The 16,391-nt window shown below is 43.5% G+C and carries 18 protein-coding genes; 9 read left to right on the forward strand and 9 right to left on the reverse strand.

The window, feature by feature from the left end; all coding sequences use genetic code 11:
* Positions 1-66 precede the first annotated feature (66 nt).
* Together ACFSKO_RS08170 and ACFSKO_RS08175 are read left to right on the forward strand one after the other, a co-directional pair.
* Positions 67-960, forward strand: coding sequence for a dihydrodipicolinate synthase family protein (locus ACFSKO_RS08170; RefSeq protein ID WP_380250330.1), 894 nt, complete (start codon positions 67-69; stop codon positions 958-960).
* A 138-nt stretch (positions 961-1,098) separates the two neighbouring features.
* Complete coding sequence (locus ACFSKO_RS08175; RefSeq protein ID WP_380250332.1) at positions 1,099-2,655, forward strand: L-serine ammonia-lyase, iron-sulfur-dependent, subunit alpha; 1,557 nt, start codon at positions 1,099-1,101, stop codon at positions 2,653-2,655.
* A 17-nt stretch (positions 2,656-2,672) separates the two neighbouring features.
* Here ACFSKO_RS08175 and ACFSKO_RS08180 read toward each other — a convergent pair whose 3' ends face one another.
* From ACFSKO_RS08180 to ACFSKO_RS08200, 5 genes are all read right to left on the reverse strand, one after another.
* Positions 2,673-3,059 carry a VOC family protein gene (locus tag ACFSKO_RS08180; RefSeq protein WP_380250334.1) on the reverse strand — a complete coding sequence of 129 codons (387 nt, stop codon included), beginning with the start codon at positions 3,057-3,059 and terminating at the stop codon, positions 2,673-2,675.
* Between the two features lie 53 nt (positions 3,060-3,112).
* Complete coding sequence (locus ACFSKO_RS08185; RefSeq protein WP_380250336.1) at positions 3,113-3,640, reverse strand: PAS domain-containing protein; 528 nt, start codon at positions 3,638-3,640, stop codon at positions 3,113-3,115.
* Positions 3,641-3,845: 205 nt separating this feature from the next.
* Positions 3,846-4,556 carry a hypothetical protein gene (locus ACFSKO_RS08190; RefSeq protein ID WP_380250338.1) on the reverse strand — a complete coding sequence of 237 codons (711 nt, stop codon included), beginning with the start codon at positions 4,554-4,556 and terminating at the stop codon, positions 3,846-3,848.
* A gap of 92 nt (positions 4,557-4,648) precedes the next feature.
* Positions 4,649-4,930 carry a hypothetical protein gene (locus ACFSKO_RS08195; RefSeq protein ID WP_380250340.1) on the reverse strand — a complete coding sequence of 94 codons (282 nt, stop codon included), beginning with the start codon at positions 4,928-4,930 and terminating at the stop codon, positions 4,649-4,651.
* Between the two features lie 317 nt (positions 4,931-5,247).
* On the reverse strand, positions 5,248-6,060 hold the full coding sequence (locus ACFSKO_RS08200; protein ID WP_380250342.1) for a hypothetical protein: 813 nt from the start codon (positions 6,058-6,060) through the stop codon (positions 5,248-5,250).
* A 167-nt stretch (positions 6,061-6,227) separates the two neighbouring features.
* Between ACFSKO_RS08200 and ACFSKO_RS08205 the strand changes: the two genes are divergently transcribed.
* Both ACFSKO_RS08205 and ACFSKO_RS08210 read left to right on the forward strand, forming a co-directional pair.
* Positions 6,228-6,776 carry a DUF1190 domain-containing protein gene (locus ACFSKO_RS08205; protein WP_380250344.1) on the forward strand — a complete coding sequence of 183 codons (549 nt, stop codon included), beginning with the start codon at positions 6,228-6,230 and terminating at the stop codon, positions 6,774-6,776.
* A 114-nt stretch (positions 6,777-6,890) separates the two neighbouring features.
* Entirely contained in the window at positions 6,891-8,048 is a 1,158-nt protein-coding gene (locus ACFSKO_RS08210) for a glutathionylspermidine synthase family protein (RefSeq protein ID WP_380250345.1), read from the forward strand.
* A 114-nt stretch (positions 8,049-8,162) separates the two neighbouring features.
* Here ACFSKO_RS08210 and ACFSKO_RS08215 read toward each other — a convergent pair whose 3' ends face one another.
* Positions 8,163-8,942 (reverse strand): HalD/BesD family halogenase, encoded by a 780-nt coding sequence (locus ACFSKO_RS08215; protein ID WP_380250347.1) that lies wholly within the window; start codon positions 8,940-8,942, stop codon positions 8,163-8,165.
* A gap of 95 nt (positions 8,943-9,037) precedes the next feature.
* On the opposite strand from ACFSKO_RS08215, the gene ACFSKO_RS08220 reads away from it, so the two are divergent.
* Positions 9,038-9,943, forward strand: coding sequence for a LysR family transcriptional regulator (locus tag ACFSKO_RS08220; RefSeq protein WP_380250349.1), 906 nt, complete (start codon positions 9,038-9,040; stop codon positions 9,941-9,943).
* Between the two features lie 139 nt (positions 9,944-10,082).
* On the opposite strand, the gene ACFSKO_RS08225 is transcribed toward ACFSKO_RS08220, so the two are convergent.
* Entirely contained in the window at positions 10,083-11,639 is a 1,557-nt protein-coding gene (locus tag ACFSKO_RS08225; protein WP_380250351.1) for a sensor histidine kinase, read from the reverse strand.
* A 277-nt stretch (positions 11,640-11,916) separates the two neighbouring features.
* Here ACFSKO_RS08225 and ACFSKO_RS08230 point away from each other — a divergent pair, with 277 nt between their 5' ends.
* Positions 11,917-12,483: a pyridoxamine 5'-phosphate oxidase family protein gene (locus ACFSKO_RS08230; RefSeq protein WP_380250353.1), complete on the forward strand. Its 567-nt coding sequence runs from the start codon at positions 11,917-11,919 to the stop codon at positions 12,481-12,483.
* A gap of 13 nt (positions 12,484-12,496) precedes the next feature.
* On the opposite strand, the gene ACFSKO_RS08235 is transcribed toward ACFSKO_RS08230, so the two are convergent.
* Positions 12,497-13,327 (reverse strand): fumarylacetoacetate hydrolase family protein, encoded by an 831-nt coding sequence (locus ACFSKO_RS08235; protein ID WP_380250355.1) that lies wholly within the window; start codon positions 13,325-13,327, stop codon positions 12,497-12,499.
* Positions 13,328-13,672: 345 nt separating this feature from the next.
* On the opposite strand from ACFSKO_RS08235, the gene ACFSKO_RS08240 reads away from it, so the two are divergent.
* The 3 genes from ACFSKO_RS08240 (at position 13,673) to gloA (ending at position 15,555) form a co-directional block, all read left to right on the forward strand.
* A complete protein-coding gene (locus ACFSKO_RS08240; RefSeq protein ID WP_380250357.1) occupies positions 13,673-14,404 on the forward strand; it encodes a cupin domain-containing protein in 732 nt (243 codons plus the stop codon).
* Positions 14,405-14,522: 118 nt separating this feature from the next.
* Positions 14,523-15,011 (forward strand): hypothetical protein, encoded by a 489-nt coding sequence (locus ACFSKO_RS08245; protein WP_380250359.1) that lies wholly within the window; start codon positions 14,523-14,525, stop codon positions 15,009-15,011.
* A gap of 103 nt (positions 15,012-15,114) precedes the next feature.
* Positions 15,115-15,555 (forward strand): lactoylglutathione lyase, encoded by a 441-nt coding sequence (gloA, locus tag ACFSKO_RS08250; protein ID WP_380250362.1) that lies wholly within the window; start codon positions 15,115-15,117, stop codon positions 15,553-15,555.
* 90 nt (positions 15,556-15,645) lie between these two features.
* Here gloA and ACFSKO_RS08255 read toward each other — a convergent pair whose 3' ends face one another.
* Positions 15,646-16,008 carry a DUF805 domain-containing protein gene (locus ACFSKO_RS08255; RefSeq protein WP_380250364.1) on the reverse strand — a complete coding sequence of 121 codons (363 nt, stop codon included), beginning with the start codon at positions 16,006-16,008 and terminating at the stop codon, positions 15,646-15,648.
* Between the last annotated feature and the right edge of the window lie 383 nt (positions 16,009-16,391).

The following is a 16,391-nucleotide window of genomic DNA, read 5'->3' on the forward strand; positions in this document are numbered from 1 at the left end:
GAAAAAATCAATTGAGAACAACGATACACTCTTTTTAATAACTTAAATCAGTACAGGAATAAGACCATGTGGAAAGGCGTAATCCCAGCCGTCACAACCAAATTTGATGCCAACGACAACCTTGATCATGTAGAAATGAAACGTTGCTTTGATTACCTCATGGATGCAGGCTGCGATGGTTTGATCGTTTGTGGATCTCTTGGTGAAGGCTCCATGCTTTCAAAAGCAGAAAAGATCGCCCAGTTGAAGACAGCCAAAGCCTCAACTGGTGACAAGCCGACCCTTATGACCATCAACGAAGCCGCAACCCGCGACGCTTGTGATATGGCCCAGGCATCTCAGGAAGCTGGTGCTGATGGCATCATGCTTGTGCCAAGTCCAATCTACCACACAGATCATCGTGAAACCGTTGCGACCTTGCGTGCGGTTGCAGAAGCAAGTGAACTTCCAGTCATGATCTATTCCAACCGGGTTGCTTATCGCGTTGATGTAACACCGGAAGTCATGCTGGAATTGGCCGACGAAAAACGTTTTGTAGCCATCAAAGAAAGTTCTGATGACATTCGTCGTACAACAGAAATTATCAACAAGCTCGGTGATCGTTATGACATATTCACTGGTGTCGATAATCTTGGCTTTGAAGCATTAAGTGTTGGCGCCGTTGGTTGGGTTGCCGGTCTTGTTGTGGCTTTTCCGAAAGAGACCGTTGCGATTTATCGTTTAATGCAGGCTGGCCGTAATCAAGAAGCCCTTGAAATTTATCGCTGGTTCCGTCCCCTTCTCGATCTCGATGTATCCACCTACCTTGTTCAGAATATCAAACTCGCTGAACAGATCGAAATTGGATCGAACGATCGCTGCCGTATGCCACGCATGCCTTTGGTTGGTATTCAACGTGAAAAAGTCGAAAAGATTATTCGTGATGCAATCGCCTGTCGACCAGCGCTTCCAGCACTTTAGGATTTAATTTGTTATAAGTTAACGACATAACTTTCGGGCCCTTACGCTGTTGCCCGTATATACTGGGCGAAGTTTCCTGCTCGATCTTCGCCCAGTACTTTTTTGTTATCCCTCTCGGTCTTTCCTAAGGCGCGTCCCATGAACACTTATTTCCCAAGCATTCTAAACGATGCAATCGGCCCCGTAATGCGCGGCGCTTCAAGCTCACACGTCGCTGCTGCTTATCGCATTGGCAAGCTTGGGCGAGATTATATGGACGGAGAACTTACCCGTGTCCTCATTGAATACGATCCCAATGGATCGCTGGAGCCCACCCACGATAGCCAAGGCTCTGATATGGGGTTGTTCACGGGCTTGATGGGCTGGAATATCACTGACGATAGAATGGTTGATGCCGCCAAACATCTCGAAGCAGACGGTATTGATGTTAAAATTGCGATTACCAGTTACGGGGCCGTCCACCCCAACACCTACAAACTTACCCTTACCAACGATCATGAAAGCTGTTGTATCCTTGCAATCTCTATCGGCGGCGGCATTATCGAAGTCATCGCCATTGATGATTTAAAGCTATCTATGTACGGCGATTATTTCGAGACTTTGATTTGGAGTGATGCTCCTGACCTTAAAGAGCATTTACTCGCATCAGACGGCGTGGATAATGTTCTCGTTCACAAAGGCATCCAAGGGCAGGTCCTACAGATCAAAGGGCAGCGCTTTATTAGCCGGGATAAGCTACCCGTAAATATCGACATTAAAGCGATAAAAACGCTCGCACCAATTCTCCCGGTCGGGAGTTCCTCCAATACGGTTCTTCCCTTTACTATCAGTGAAGAAATGATTGTTTATAACCGGGATAAAAACCTCCCGCTTTGGCAACTGGCGCTCTGTTATGAAAGCGCGCGTGGCAATATATCTGAAGACATCGTTTTTGAAAAAATGCGCGAAATCGTACAAATCCTGGACAAATCCATTGCTGCAGGTATTCAAGGCACCCAGTACATGGACCGGATCTATCCAGCGCAAGCTCCCGCGTTCCAAGACAAAATGTCTGGTAACAACTTTCTCAATATGGGTCTTTATAACGATGCCATTTTAGCGGTAACCGCTCTCATGGACGTCAAAAGCTCCATGGGTGTGATTGTTGCCGCACCAACAGCTGGGTCGTGTGGCACCCTGCCCGGCACCTGTCTTGGGGTCGCTAACGCCTTAAATATGCCTGAAGATCAAAAGGTCAAAGCGATGTTATCAGCGGGCCTGATCGGTGTTTTCATTGCACGTATGGCGACTTTCTCTGCAGAACTCGGCGGCTGTCAGGCCGAAACAGGGTCTGGTTCAGGAATGGCTGCGGCAGGTTTGGTAACCTTGATGGATGGCACCTTTGAACAGTGTGTATCGGCCGCATCAATGGCGTTGCAAAATACCTTTGGCCTTATATGTGATCCTGTCGCGAACCGGGTCGAAGCACCTTGCCTAGGTAAAAATGTCATGATGGCCGGAAATGCCTTATCTGCAGCAAACATGGCTCTTGCAGGTTTTGACCATCTTATCCCGCTGGATGAAGTCATTATTGCCATGCACAAAGTAGGACAGGCGCTCCCCTGTGAGCTCCGTTGCACCGGCAAAGGAGGTCTGGCTATGACACCGACTGCCAAAGCTATCGAACGTGAGCTTGCTCAAAAACTAAAGGCTTAACCCTATAACCATTTTCATCACAACGTTTTCTGATGCCAATTGGCATCGTCAAAGTTTTGAATTTCAATACGATAGCCGTGCGGGGAAACAAAGAGCGAGCTGTAAACTGAAAATTGTTCTGAATGCGTAGGTTCTTTGATGTACTTCACGCCCTTCGAAGTCAAAAATTTATGCCAACCATCAACATCACTTGAAACGATGGTGATCATAACCCCCACTTGAGATCTAGGACGATCAGGCAAACAACAAACCCCAAGATAGCTTAGCTCCGTCAAGCGATAGATATGACACGCCCCTTGATCGACGACAAATTCAAGCTCCATGGTTTCCTTAAAAAACCGTGAGGCAATCTCCAGATCATCACAGTAAGTAAAAACAATTGATTGATTTATTTCAGGGCGCAAGACATCCCCTCCCGATTAAATTTCTGATAGGGATTTTTGAATCTTCTTAAAACTCAGTCCAAAGTTATTTTTTCTACCTGATTAACTTCCCAATGGCTGGCAACAAAGTCACTTTCAGTGTCCGGAAGCCCCGAAAGTTTGGACACAGCACCCAGTATATATTTCACCATACCCTGTTCGTCGATCAAGGGGAGGTGGATCGCCTCAACAAACATACTCGTATTATCACTGGATGAGATTTCTTCACGTGAAATATAAGGTGTACGACGTTCAGCGGATTGCTCATAAAGCGCTAAGATTTCTAACGCATAGTCACCAAAAGTGGTTTTATCAATTAGTTTACCAGTATAGTGCTGCCCCAAAGAACTGTTCAAATAAGTTCCTTGTAAACGAATACAGGCGGAAAATGGATTATAATTTAACTCAACCAAAAAAATATGAGGCAGAATATTGGTAGGAATGTCCAACGGATCCAGGGAGGATTTAAAAGGAAGGTCCTGTTCAAATGGCAAGGATTTCCAGTAATTCAAAATCCCTTCAACAGGCTGAGTTAAACCTTTTATATCAGAAGACAGTTCCACGTTTAATATCCCAAATATTACATAACACACTCAGACGAGGAATCTGAAATGAAAGCTTGGCGATCAGAAAGACAACATCCTCTGCTAGTTTATCTAAAAACACACTTACAATGAAGAGTTTTCTTTTAAGCAATAAAAATGTCATATAGGTTGCACGCCTATATGACATTTACCAGACCCAATTGAATGACAATCTTCTTGCGTGCTAGATCATGTTATTCATCAGGTTTTTATGAAGTTCGTCTTTATTCTCAGAAGTTTGGATCTGAGTCTCATATCCTTTTACACTTGATCTTTGTGCCACCAAGGCTTGTTCAAATCCTGAGCCATCTTTTTGTTTAGAAGCAGTATCCCCACCCGCTTCTTGCTCTGCAATCCCCTCAGCGACAGAACTCTTAACTTTTTCATCAATTAGTTGAGAAATCTGTTCTTCAACTTTTTTACGTTCATCAGGAGGCAACTGCTCAAGCTGTTCTTCGGTTAAGCCCAATGACCTCAGAACTTGCGCTCTCATTCTCTCTCCAGGCGTCTTACCCACGATATCGCGGTAAGCTTCGACGGCATCTTTATGAGAGTTTGTTTTTGTGGGCTCAGTCTTGGCACCAAGGTTTGCTTCAGGAACGGCAGAAGCGATTTGCTGAGCAAAAAATAATGTTTGAGATGTCTGGCTGGAGGCAAGCATTGCCTGCGCCCCTTCGGAGGGGATGCCGTTACTTGGGCCGGTAAAATCTGCCTTGTACGCCCCACCCGAAAATAAAGTTGTAGCTTTATTTTCCGCGTACCTTGCTTCTGACTGGGCAAATTTTTCCCGTTCAACCTTCTGAACAGGTCCAAGTTCTGCTAGCCTATGGGCCTCTTTACCTCTCTCGCCCCCCCTATCAATCAAGGGAAAGCTGCCAGCTCCACCAATTTGCATCGTTACATCCATCTGAAATCAACAGAAAACACTCAGATATATCAAGCAAATTACATGCCACTCTTTAACTGTAAGCGGCGACACTTAAATGATTAACGTTTAAGCTCAGAAGGACGATTAAGAAAAAGTTCTATTTGATTACTTGCGCCGGGCCTTATTGTAAAAATTGGCCATTCGTCCTCCTCCAAATTATCTCTCGCATCATATGGCGGCGTTACAATCGACAAGCCTCCAAGAGCATAATCGTGGGAACATAGGTCTATTTCGAGCGATTTTCCACTTTCAACCTCGACTACGATTGAATCAGCATTAATCTGTTCTCGTTTTCCATTTTTAAAAACAGCATATGCTTTAAATTTTTTGTTATTATTCATACTTCAATTCCACAGGGCTTATAATAGCTAAACGAACTGCAAGCATCCAAAGCTCAGGTTGCTCTTATCCGGCTTTTAAAACCACATTAAGTGCATTTACCTGCAGAGCACAGAACCGAATTAGCTACGCATATAAAAAGGGTTATGACTTTAACTGTAAAGTGTGGTCGTCTCAATAGATCAAGAATGAGATCACGTCAGTGACGTGATAATAAGACGTACCTGGAATAAAAAAATAGTTTGTAAGGATCAAAGAGACCGGACGCTTACCTTTAACCAGACTGGGACAGTCTTATTGGCGGGATTAGTTTTATAGATTATTCCAAATCATAGGCACTTAAAATCTCCTGATATCGTCCACTCTCTTTTAGACGGTTGAGCCCATGGTTAAAATCGAGACACACCAATGGATCACGAAAAACCAAATGTTTAGGACTTGGATTAAATATCGGATGTATTGCAATGGATACCATTTCATGGCGTTGTTCCAAGATTAACCTATTGTCGACCAACCAATTGAAGATATTCACTTCCCCGACGACAAAATCAGAAATCCCATCGAAAAGTAGAACACTCTGTTCTTGATGCCCTCGCACCTCTCCAAACCCACTGACGTCTGACAATAAATTTGCAAAATTTGCCCCCATGAGGTCGACAGCTGATTGTATGCCTGTCACCCGACGTCCTTCTAAATCATCAATACCATCGACGATCAAACGACGAGATGACAGAGACATCGCAGCATTCCGGTAATAAATATAGGGTTTAGAATAACAAACGCCCAATTCATTTCCCACGGGCATACTCATTTCGATATCATTTAGGCCAAGGTTGATTTCAGTCTTATCTCCGAATGCCTTTTGATCTTTATCAACAATGGTAATACGGTAATCTTCAAAGGCCAGAGCTTCCGTTATAATATCGATTTCAGCACCACGCTGTCCTCTTCCATTTAAATTTTTAGCCATAAAATACGGCGGAAAAATAACTCCAATCCGAAGCCTCAATTCTTTAGTCGTCTCTTTATTGTGCGCGACGTCCTCAGCGGTCGCAGTATGAATAAAAAACAAAAGCGCCCCACAGCCCAAACACATCAAGACTTTCAAGATTATTTTGTTAATATTCAGCACGTTGCCGCTCTATACCTCGTGGAAAAGACAAGAGACTATCCCAAGAGGATAAACTTCCCCTTAACAAGATAAAATCCTTACAACAATTTCCTTGCATCCTTGGCGTGGCGACTTACATTAAGTCTTGAATTTTCAAACAAAATAATAATTTCAGTAACGGACTCTCCATGAAAAGATCTAAGACCCTGAAACTAGCGCTGATGGGCGCAAGCGCCCTCGCCTTGACCGCCTGCGAAGAACCTCAGGATGTTGCGATCTTTGAAAACGCGGATCAATGCTCCCAGCAAGAGGGGTTTGACCGTTCCAGTTGTGAAGAGAATATGAAACTCGCCGAAGCTGAACACATCAGAGCATCCCCGAAATACACATCAGTCGAAGATTGCGAAGTGGATTTTGGGGCTACGCAATGTGAAATTGCACCCATGCAGACCTCCAGCGGCGGTTCCGTCTTTATGCCCTTAATGATGGGTTACATGATGGGTAACATGCTCAGTGGCAACTCAAGAGTAGCAACGCAGCCACTCTATCGCTCAGCAGACGATGCCAAGAACTTTCGTACTGGCGATAATCAAAAAGTGGCCGGAAAGACCGGCGTTTCAAAAGTTCCAGCAAACGTTGCCAAAGCCCCTACCACCAAAACCAGCACACTAAAACGTGGCGGTTTTGGTGCCAGCGCGCCTCGAACAACAAGCAGGTCTCGTAGTTTTGGTGGTTAAAACATTCCGCCAATCTTAATAATATTTTGTCTTTTAGAAGCAGAACTCTAGCCAACTTTCGGCTAAAGTTCTGCTTTAAATTTTTCATGTGTCTGATTTTACAAGAGTATAGCAATGCAACGGATCTCTCTCGAAGAACGTGATGACTGGAAAGCTCAGGCCGAAGAACTCGGCTTTCATTTCCACACCATTGACGGCGAACCCTATTGGGATGAGACCGCCTGCTATCGCTTTAGTCTTGAGCAGATAGAAAATGACATTGAAGACCCTAGTGAGGCCCTTGAAGGACTTTGCTTTGAAGTCGTCGAACGCGCCATTCATTCTGAAGAGGTTATGTCCAAGCTGGCAATCCCTGAAGATTTCTGGGATTACATCCGCGCAAGCTGGCTGAACAAAGAAAAGAACCTCTATGGCCGCTTGGACTTTTCCTACAACGGCAATGGCCCTGCCAAGCTTTTGGAATACAACGCGGATACACCAACTTCCTTGTATGAAAGCGGGGCTTTTCAATGGCTATGGCTTGAGCAAGCCATGGAGCGTGATATCATACCCAAAGGCTGTGATCAGTTTAATTCGGTGCATGAGCGCCTGGTTGAAGCCTTTCAGAACTTGGACATAGATGGGCGTCTGCACCTGGCTTCTTGTCAAGACAGTCCCGAAGATGAAGGTACAGTACGCTACCTTCAAGATTGCGCTATTCAAGCAGGTCTCGACACCAATTATCTTCACATTGAAGAAATCGGCATCGACGATAACGGTCACTTCACTGACCTTGATGACATGGGTATCCGCACTTTTTTCAAGCTTTACCCTTGGGAATGGATCATGTCCGACGAGTTCGGAAAATCGGTACCGAACAGCGGCGTGACCTTCATTGAACCTGCTTGGAAAGCCATCTTATCCAACAAAGGATTATTACCTTTGTTGTGGGAAATGTTCGAAGGACACCCTAACCTTTTACCCGCATATTTTGCCAACGACCCCCGAATTTCTAATCTGGAAGGCGGCTATGTCAAAAAGCCGCTGCTTTCACGCGAAGGTGCCAACATAGAAATCATTCGTCCCGACCAAGCACCGGTTAGCGTCGATGGTCCCTATGGCAGTGAAGGTTTTGTTGTACAAGCGCTTCACGCACTGCCGGTCTTTGAAGGCAATCACACTGTAATCGGTTCCTGGCTTGTCGCCAGCCAGCCTTGCGGCATGGGCATCAGAGAAGACATCTCCCCAATCACCAAGGACAGCTCGCGCTTTGTCCCCCATGTAATATACTAAGTATGTAATATACTAAATCCTTACGGGATATATCTGACACGGGTAATTGATCAAGCCTCCTATTAGCCCGCCTCAATCAAAAATTCAGCGCCCGCGATCATCAAGCCCAAGAACTCAACCCAGCCGACCGTAAAAGGTCATTCGGGCAGATTCTGAAAGCGCGATATCCGGCTTTGAGTTGTATGCCAATACGACAAGCATCCGTGTTCTGGTTCCTTCAACCGGGGCCACTCTGTGGATCGCGTTTCGCCCGCGAAAAAGCACCAACGCCCCTGCTCCCATGGAAAGACTTTTAACCGGGACGTCTCCTTTTAATACGTTTCCCACGCCCTCAAAATTCATTTCATTCTGATCTGCGTCACGTAATTTTTCGACATACTCAAATGCGCCACCCGCTTCGGGCTCCTGTATCATCAGAGTTGTAGCAAATGAAGAATTATCAAAATGCCAGCCAAGCTCCTGTCCGGGTTTTGCGTAATGCAAATTGATAGACGAGAGCGGGTCCGCATAATTATGAAGCGCTTCTTCGCCTAAAACAGTGCATAAAAAAGACCGAAAATTCTCTGCATCATATAAAACCCGTAACGGGGAGTTCATAGGGATAAGATCATCAGTGATACAGCCCTTAGAAGAAATCACCTTTTGGTTTCTCGGATGTTCCTCTGAATATTGGGGGTCAGACGGCGCCAAATATACATTGTGTTCTTGGGTGCAAAAATAAGCCTGTTCTTTATGATCCTCGCCCTCCTTTTGAACAAGTGCCACCGCATACGCGGACAGAAAGTTATCAAGAACAAGAACGCCTGTTTCATCCACAGTCTGCCGACACCGACCCTGAAAGTCTAAATCTGTTAAAGGGTATCTATCTAAATCTATAATATCAGCCAATGCCATCGAAAGTTGCTCCCAATTTAATTCCAGATAAGAAGTATACAAGACTTCTATCCTTGAGAAAAACTTGTATTATGTTAGTAAAGGATAAGAAAAATATGGTTAAATTTACACTAAAACAATGTAGCTACTTTATTGCGGTTGCCGAAAACGGCGGCATAGCACAAGCCGCGCGGGTTATGAACATCTCCCAGCCAGCCATCGCCCAAGCCATCGACAAACTTGAAAGCATAACAAGCTTACAGCTCTTTGATCGTCAGCATGCGCGTGGCATGGATCTCACGGTTCAAGGGCGTGCTTTCTATAAAGAAGCACGAAAACTCATCCTCACAGCCCAAACAGTTGAGAGAAATGTCGTGGATATTTCTGCTAATCTTAAGGGAACACTTAGACTTGGTTGTTTTCAATCTATAGCCCCCTTCCATGTAGCAAGGTTATCCAGTACCTACCAAACGCTTTACCCAAACATTAATATCGAAGTGCACGAACGCCTTCAAAACGAGTTGGTTACAGAGTTATTGAATGGAAAAATTGACTTGGCAATTCTGTACGATCTGGGGTTAGATCCCTCTTTACTTAGCTGGAATCTTCTCTCTCAACCTAAACCCTACGTAATTGTACCAAAGAACCACAGCAAGAGCGCTCAAACATCCATAAGTTTAAAAGATCTGGCCGATGAGCCTTATGTGTTATTTGATGCGCCCGGCAGTCGAGAATATTTTTATTCAATATTTGCTCGTTACCAAATCACACCCCATATCGCTTTTCGCTCAACGTCGTTTGAATCGGTCAGAAGTGCAGTAGGCCATGGGCTTGGTTTTTCTCTCCTGACCATGCGCCGCAATGACGCAAACACCTATGACGGCCATCAAGTCGTTACGTTGGAAATAAAAGAAGATATCGATCCAACACAAATCGTTCTCGCCCATAAACAGGGTCTAGAACTGCCACCGCTTTTGAGCAACTTCATAAATTACTGTGTTACTGATTTTGTTTCACAGTAAGCAAATTTTCACAAAAAAATCTCATTACCATTTAAAGTACTACAATATTTACAGTATCTTGATGGAGAAAATTGAAGAAATCACCTTCCTTCAAAAAAAATTCCAAAATAACCAACCCTATTATTGATACGAGGTTGCCTTAAAATCTCAACACGGTCTTTTTGGGGAATATAACTGTCACAGTGGTGCCCTTACCAACGGTGCTTTCCAATAAAAACTCAGCATCGTGATTGGTAGCTAAAGCTTTTACAATAGGCAAACCTAACCCTGTTCCCTCGTGTTTTCGAACCATACTCCCCGCGACTTGTCCAAATGGTTCCATCACCATACTTTGGTAATCTTCAGCAATTCCAATACCTGTGTCGGATATTGTGACTGAAAAACCACCATCCGATACCATCCCAAGCCTCACAGAAACACTCCCGCCGGGATTTGAAAATTTTATCGAATTTGTTAAAAGATTAAGTATTATCTGCTTGAACTGACGCTTATCAACAAAGGCATGAAGGTCTTCAACTCTGTACTCGGTATTAATTGTTACCCTATTGGATTTTGCTCGCTCTTTTACGAAAAATAATACCGCTTCAGTCGCCTCCTTGATATCGACCTCTTCAAAGTCAGCTTCCATTTCTCCCGCTTCAATCCTAGATATATCCAGAATGTCATTTATAAGCTCTAAAAGAAATTCACCAGATCTTCGAATATCAGAAATATACTCAGCATTTTTATCACTGCCCAAAGGACCAAACATTTCCTGCTGCAAGGCTTCAGAAAACCCAATAATGGCATTTAGGGGTGTGCGAATTTCGTGGCTCATATTAGCAAGAAATTCAGACTTCGTCCGGCTGGCTAACTCAACCCGTTCTTTTTCAAGATTTAGTTCCAGGGTCCGTTCTAAAACTCTTTTTTCAAGATTACTGTTCGCCTCGACCAAAGCAGTATCTGCGATATCCCTTTCGATACTAACCACTACTGCTGAACGCAGCGTCCAAAGAACAAGAAATAAAAGCCCTATAGCGACCGCACTTAAAATATAAAAAGTAATGTTCAGCAAATGATCCACTTTTGTCATCCGCTCGGTAACATCGTAGTAAATTTCAATTGCGCCTTGAAATGCCTGCTCTCCCTCGCCTCCCCCGATAGGGACATAAGTTTCGACGACGTCCTGACCAACAAGTTCCCCTTCTAGACTCAGCGTGTCCTTACGCACGAGCTTGGTAAAAACATGTCCCTTGGCAACAATATCAAAAAAATAATCATTTTTATTCAATTTTCCAACGTCGACTTCATCAGTTGAAATAATCGTTTCTCCCGTGGGGGCGAAAACCTTGAATTTCATTAAACCAAGGGCTTTAATCATGTCTTCTGGGTCGTGTAAAAAATGATCTGAGGACGAATGAGAGTCCCCTCTTTCAGGCCCGACCTCGAGCTCCAAAACCAATAGGCGCGCTGACCGAATTGCTTCTTCCTCAGTATTTTCGATGATCAAATCAAAAAAAAGTGGATAAATGACATATCGATCGACAAGAGGAAAAATGATTGCAATAAAAAAGGATACAAACAAAATATTCCGCAGGTATCTTTTTTTGAAGACGGCTTTGATCTGTCTACTAAAACCAATATTTTTTTTCTCAAGTATGAGAACAGCCTCATTATCAGGCTCAAAATTTGATGGCGTCTGCTTAAACTCTGTCATGTGTAATTAATCGTTTAACCTCAAGACTTGTTCCTCAAATCGACCATAACCCACGAGCAAAAGAAGCTTAGCAGCTAAAACTTTAAACTTTGTGAATTGATTTCTTCTTATCCATTCGTGCTTTTAAAAGTCAAAAACGCTCCAGTACACTCTGGTATTAGGTTAAGACCCCATTGACATCAAATTCATTCACCACAGAAAGTTACTTGAAGAATTGTTCTCTATATGTTCTCATGAACAGTAAACTATAAACTAAAATAGAGGACAATAAAAAAACATGGCAAAGCTGACGAAACTGAGCGAGACTCATTGCGAATTTATCAAACGTCAGCCAATGTTTTTTGTTGCGACTGCGGGCAAAGACGGATGTGTAAACGTTTCACCCAAGGGTTTGGATAGCTTGCGCATTATTGATGAAAGTCGAATCATTTGGCTAAATGTGAGTGGGAGCGGTAATGAAACTGCTGCACATCTGCTCGATGTTAACCGAATGACCTTAATGTTCTGTGCCTTTGAAGGCGCAGCCTTGATCCTCCGCGTTTATGGGCAAGCCAAAGTTATTCATCCCCATGATCTTGAATGGGAAACATCCCTCGCTGATTTCCCAAAGGTCGCTGGTAGCCGCCAGATATTTGATATGACCATTGATCTTATCCAGACATCTTGCGGCACCGGAGTACCAAACATGAAATTTATTAAAAGTCGCGCAGAAGAAGAACTCTTGCCCTACTACGCTGACATGGGCCCCGAAGGTGTTAAAAAATACTGGGGTCGGAAAAATGTCAAAAGTATCGACGGCAAAACAACTGGCATATTTGGGCCAACTGAGACAATTGTAAAATAATTTTCTTAAAGCCTTAAGGCCATTCAATAAGGTTCCTTAAAAGCCCTACGCCTTCAATCTCAACAGAGACTTCATCACCATGGTTGAGTGCTGATGTGCGCCCTGGCGTGCCCATAAAAATCATATCACCGGGCTCAAGCGTGAAATACTGACTTAAATAACTCACTACTTTTTCCGGTTTGTGAATCATGTGGTTGGTATTTTCCTGTTGTACGATCTCTCCATTCAAACGCGTGGTTAAAAGCAAATTGTTCCAATCAAGTCCCGTAACGACACTCGGGCCAACAGGACCAAATCCATCACTGGCCTTGGATCGCATCCACTGAAGATCACTGCCCTGCCAAGAACGTTCGGTGAGATCATTGCCAGCACTAACGCCAAAGATATGCTCCCCAGCCTCTTGCTCTGAAATGTTCTTGGCTTGCTTACCAATCATCAGAACGAGCTCGCCCTCAAAATGTACATTTCCAGCATCCTTTGGCACCGTGATGACCTGTTCGTGTCCAGTCAGGGAACTCGGCAGCTTCAAAAACATCGGTGGTGGCGCTTTTGAGGCCGAAGCTATATGAGAGGCAAAATTCATCCCCACCGCAAAGACTTTCCCAGCATCGCTTGGTGGAAGCAGCTTGATATCATCAAGGGCCAGTTTTTTATCCGTCATTTCAGATAAGGGAAATATACCCGCACGTAGTTGCCTTACTTCCTCACCCAACAACACCCCATAGTGCGTTTCACCTAAATATTCATACCGTACATAATGACTGCTTTTTTCAGATGATTGCGCCAGGGTCTGAAAAGGCAGAGCCATAAGGACAATAACAACCGTCGCAAACTTAAAGAACATTGGAGCGTACCTATGAAAGTCTTATTGAGTTAGTTTTACGACAGCTTAGTCAGGCATTTTTTAAGATGTAAACAAGATTTTGCTTCAAAATTTTTCCAAATCCATCAATGAATTTCAAATTTCATACTTTATAATATGTCAAATAAATTCAATCTATCCATTTGATTTAATTGAAAATATTTAGTGACTTAAAAATTACCAACACTAAAATATAACGATTGGTATATTTTAGTGTTGACTAAGAAATAACTGTAACTATATTTAAAAATATAACGATCGATATATTGCAAACATTAACTACTCAACACATCGAACAAGAGTTCGTTAAACAAAAGGAATTTTGACATGGCTAAGATCTTCAATAATTTCCATACTATTACCTTAAGTACCGTTCTTGTAGCCTCACTTTCAGCAAGCATTGCCTTTATCGAGCTTGCTAAAGCAGGAGAAACCTCCAGTTCGACTAAACTACTAACCGCTCAGTTTGAACCTCGCCATGTTGTTCAGGTTGAAGTCGGTGATTTCCACTTTAAACCCGGCCAAACTGCTCCTCTTCATACCCACACTGCTCCAGCCGTTGGTTATGTTGCCAAAGGTGAGATTATCTACCAGATCGAAGGGGGAAAGCCTCAGTTCCTAAGTGCAGGTGATGCATTTTATGAACCCGTAGGCCCTAAGATCGTTCGCTTTGACAATGCATCTGCAACTGAAGAAGCCGTTTTCCTGGACTTTAATTTGGAACAAGAAGGAGAACCTTTTATTGTCTTTTTGGATCAACCGACAGAAACAATTGACCGTCGGACACTGCCTACCATCGATATCGTAGATAAAGTGGTGAGCAAGGTTGATGTTTTTGAAAACAACTTACTGCCAGCTGGCTCTATTAACCCGACCGAAGGTGAACTTATTTTGGGGATCGTGGCAGAAGGTATTATTGAGTTCACTACCAAGGGCGGCAAAACCAAACGCATTATCGCCGGCAAGTCTTTCGCCATACCGGCCAAAGCATCAGGTGCTAGCATCATTAACGCATCTACAGAAGTTCCAGCCAAGGTAATTACCTACACTCTCAAATAATTACCAAAAAGAGCATTGGCAAATAATTACCAAAAAGAACATGCGTTCTTTGTCGCCCCTTCAGTGGGATCGATCCTCCCCTCATCGTAATAACTGACATCCTTTAAGGAATACTTATATGTTCAAAACTTTGACTCTTGGACTAGTTCTGTCATCTTTCTCGGCATTTACAGGCCTTGTTTCAGCTCCGGTCTATGCTGCAACAACAAATAAAGAAGCTTGCATAGTTATCGGTGGTGTTGGTATGCCCAACTTTGTCCCTCAAGAGGACGGCACCATCACCATTATTGCGCCACTGACCGGGTCCGTTTCTAGTGCTGCAGGTAAAGTTACTGGACAGCGAGAAACAGAAACAGGCCTTGAAATGGACATGGAACACTACTTCATGACCGAAGACGGCGGTTTTATGCACACCAAAGATCTTGGCATCCTGACAAATGTTGTTGGTAAGCAAGGTCAGTACATGATCGAAATCACCTACCACGTACAAGAGGCCAGCACATCCGGTTCTCTTAAAGATTACAAAGGTAATTTCAGCAGTTACGGATTAGTCGACCTTCCAAAGCTTCAAGGCCTCATCCGCTACAGTGGTAAAGTTTGTAAATAAACCTCCTTTGAGCGTTTAATTTAATGACATATTTGGGAATTGGTGGACGTCCTTAAATCCACCAATCTCATCACCCAAATATCCAAGTACAGGAAAATTAATAATGAGAAATACAGACGCCCCGGCCGTTGTGCCATCACGTATTCTCTACACCATGGTTCGGGTCACTGACCTTAACCGTTCCATAGCCTTCTACCGCGATACGCTTGGGATGCACGAACTGCGCCGAGAAACCTTTAGTGACGCTCGCTTTACCCTTGTTTTTATTGGTTATGGTGACGAAACCTCAAATGCAGTGCTGGAACTCACATACAATTGGGATCAAGGAGCGTACTCACACGGTACGGGTTACGGGCATGTCGCGCTTGAAGTTATAGATATTTATGGTGCATGCGAACGTCTCACAAGCCTGGGTGTCAAGGTCACCCGCGCGCCCGGCCCTATGAAAGTCGCGCCGGATGAAACCGGTGAACGTGAAACCATTGCCTTCATCGAAGATCCCGATGGTTATCGTATTGAGCTAATTGAAAATAACCGGGCTTGATTATCTAATCAGTGACGTTCTCAACACTAAATTGAATAGAATCAAATAAAACAGTTTCACCAACGATTTTATTATCACCTTACCGGATTATTACCTTACAGGGCTTGGTCCGTAGCGGTTGTCTTTGGGGTGGCTTTTCAAGAAACCTGCGGATAGGAAATAAATTGCAAAGCCAACCAAAGGGATCATGGTTATGCCATAGGCCCAACCGCCGATATTCAAATCGTGGATACGGCGAATACCAACAAGTATTTGGCTCGCAACACATATGCAAAACAAAGCGACAAACAGGCCAAGCGCAAGATTTGGATTAATCATGTACAATGGTATTTTTATCTGTGGAGCGCTCAGGAATGCGATACCTGCAATCAATACAAGATAAGAGAATAGGTGAATCATCCAAAACTCAGTACGCGTTGCACGACCATCCATGGTCATAATCCGCTTTACCACTACTTCCCCCCAAAAACTTCTGTTTTCTGTATTCTGTATTGCCTAAGGTCACATAAGGCAAAAACAGCACCCCACAAACACACTGATATAAAGCTCAGTACTCTGCGAAAAAAGATATCAGGCCGCTCAAAGGAACGGTCTTATTTTCACACGGACCAAACATTAACCAAAGGTTAACGAAAAGATCAAGCTAAATAAAAATTAAGAATAATAAATATAAAATACAATGCTTTAAGTATAAAATTTGTGACTAATTAGATATTAATTACGAAAATATTTCTCATAAATCCATAACACTTCAAAAGACTTTTTGATTGCCCACTTTTGAAACCTCTTTAAAGTGATAATGGTGGCAGATATCATAATTTTTTGTTTTTTTGAGA

This window comes from Kiloniella antarctica, assembly GCF_042682825.1.
In the GTDB taxonomy this organism is placed as follows: Bacteria; Pseudomonadota; Alphaproteobacteria; order Kiloniellales; family Kiloniellaceae; genus Kiloniella; species Kiloniella antarctica.

What these genes read in the sequence shown, in the direction of transcription:
- ACFSKO_RS08170 (WP_380250330.1), top strand. Translation starts at nt 67, where the DNA reads ATGTGGAAAGGCGTAATCCCAGCCGTCACAACCAAATTTGATGCCAAC.
- ACFSKO_RS08175 (WP_380250332.1), top strand. Translation starts at nt 1,099, where the DNA reads ATGAACACTTATTTCCCAAGCATTCTAAACGATGCAATCGGCCCCGTA.
- ACFSKO_RS08190 (WP_380250338.1), bottom strand. Translation starts at nt 4,556, where the DNA reads ATGCAAATTGGTGGAGCTGGCAGCTTTCCCTTGATTGATAGGGGGGGC.
- ACFSKO_RS08195 (WP_380250340.1), bottom strand. Translation starts at nt 4,930, where the DNA reads ATGAATAATAACAAAAAATTTAAAGCATATGCTGTTTTTAAAAATGGA.
- ACFSKO_RS08205 (WP_380250344.1), top strand. Translation starts at nt 6,228, where the DNA reads ATGAAAAGATCTAAGACCCTGAAACTAGCGCTGATGGGCGCAAGCGCC.
- ACFSKO_RS08210 (WP_380250345.1), top strand. Translation starts at nt 6,891, where the DNA reads ATGCAACGGATCTCTCTCGAAGAACGTGATGACTGGAAAGCTCAGGCC.
- ACFSKO_RS08215 (WP_380250347.1), bottom strand. Translation starts at nt 8,942, where the DNA reads ATGGCATTGGCTGATATTATAGATTTAGATAGATACCCTTTAACAGAT.
- ACFSKO_RS08220 (WP_380250349.1), top strand. Translation starts at nt 9,038, where the DNA reads ATGGTTAAATTTACACTAAAACAATGTAGCTACTTTATTGCGGTTGCC.
- ACFSKO_RS08225 (WP_380250351.1), bottom strand. Translation starts at nt 11,639, where the DNA reads ATGACAGAGTTTAAGCAGACGCCATCAAATTTTGAGCCTGATAATGAG.
- ACFSKO_RS08230 (WP_380250353.1), top strand. Translation starts at nt 11,917, where the DNA reads ATGGCAAAGCTGACGAAACTGAGCGAGACTCATTGCGAATTTATCAAA.
- ACFSKO_RS08235 (WP_380250355.1), bottom strand. Translation starts at nt 13,327, where the DNA reads ATGTTCTTTAAGTTTGCGACGGTTGTTATTGTCCTTATGGCTCTGCCT.
- ACFSKO_RS08240 (WP_380250357.1), top strand. Translation starts at nt 13,673, where the DNA reads ATGGCTAAGATCTTCAATAATTTCCATACTATTACCTTAAGTACCGTT.
- ACFSKO_RS08245 (WP_380250359.1), top strand. Translation starts at nt 14,523, where the DNA reads ATGTTCAAAACTTTGACTCTTGGACTAGTTCTGTCATCTTTCTCGGCA.
- gloA (WP_380250362.1), top strand. Translation starts at nt 15,115, where the DNA reads ATGAGAAATACAGACGCCCCGGCCGTTGTGCCATCACGTATTCTCTAC.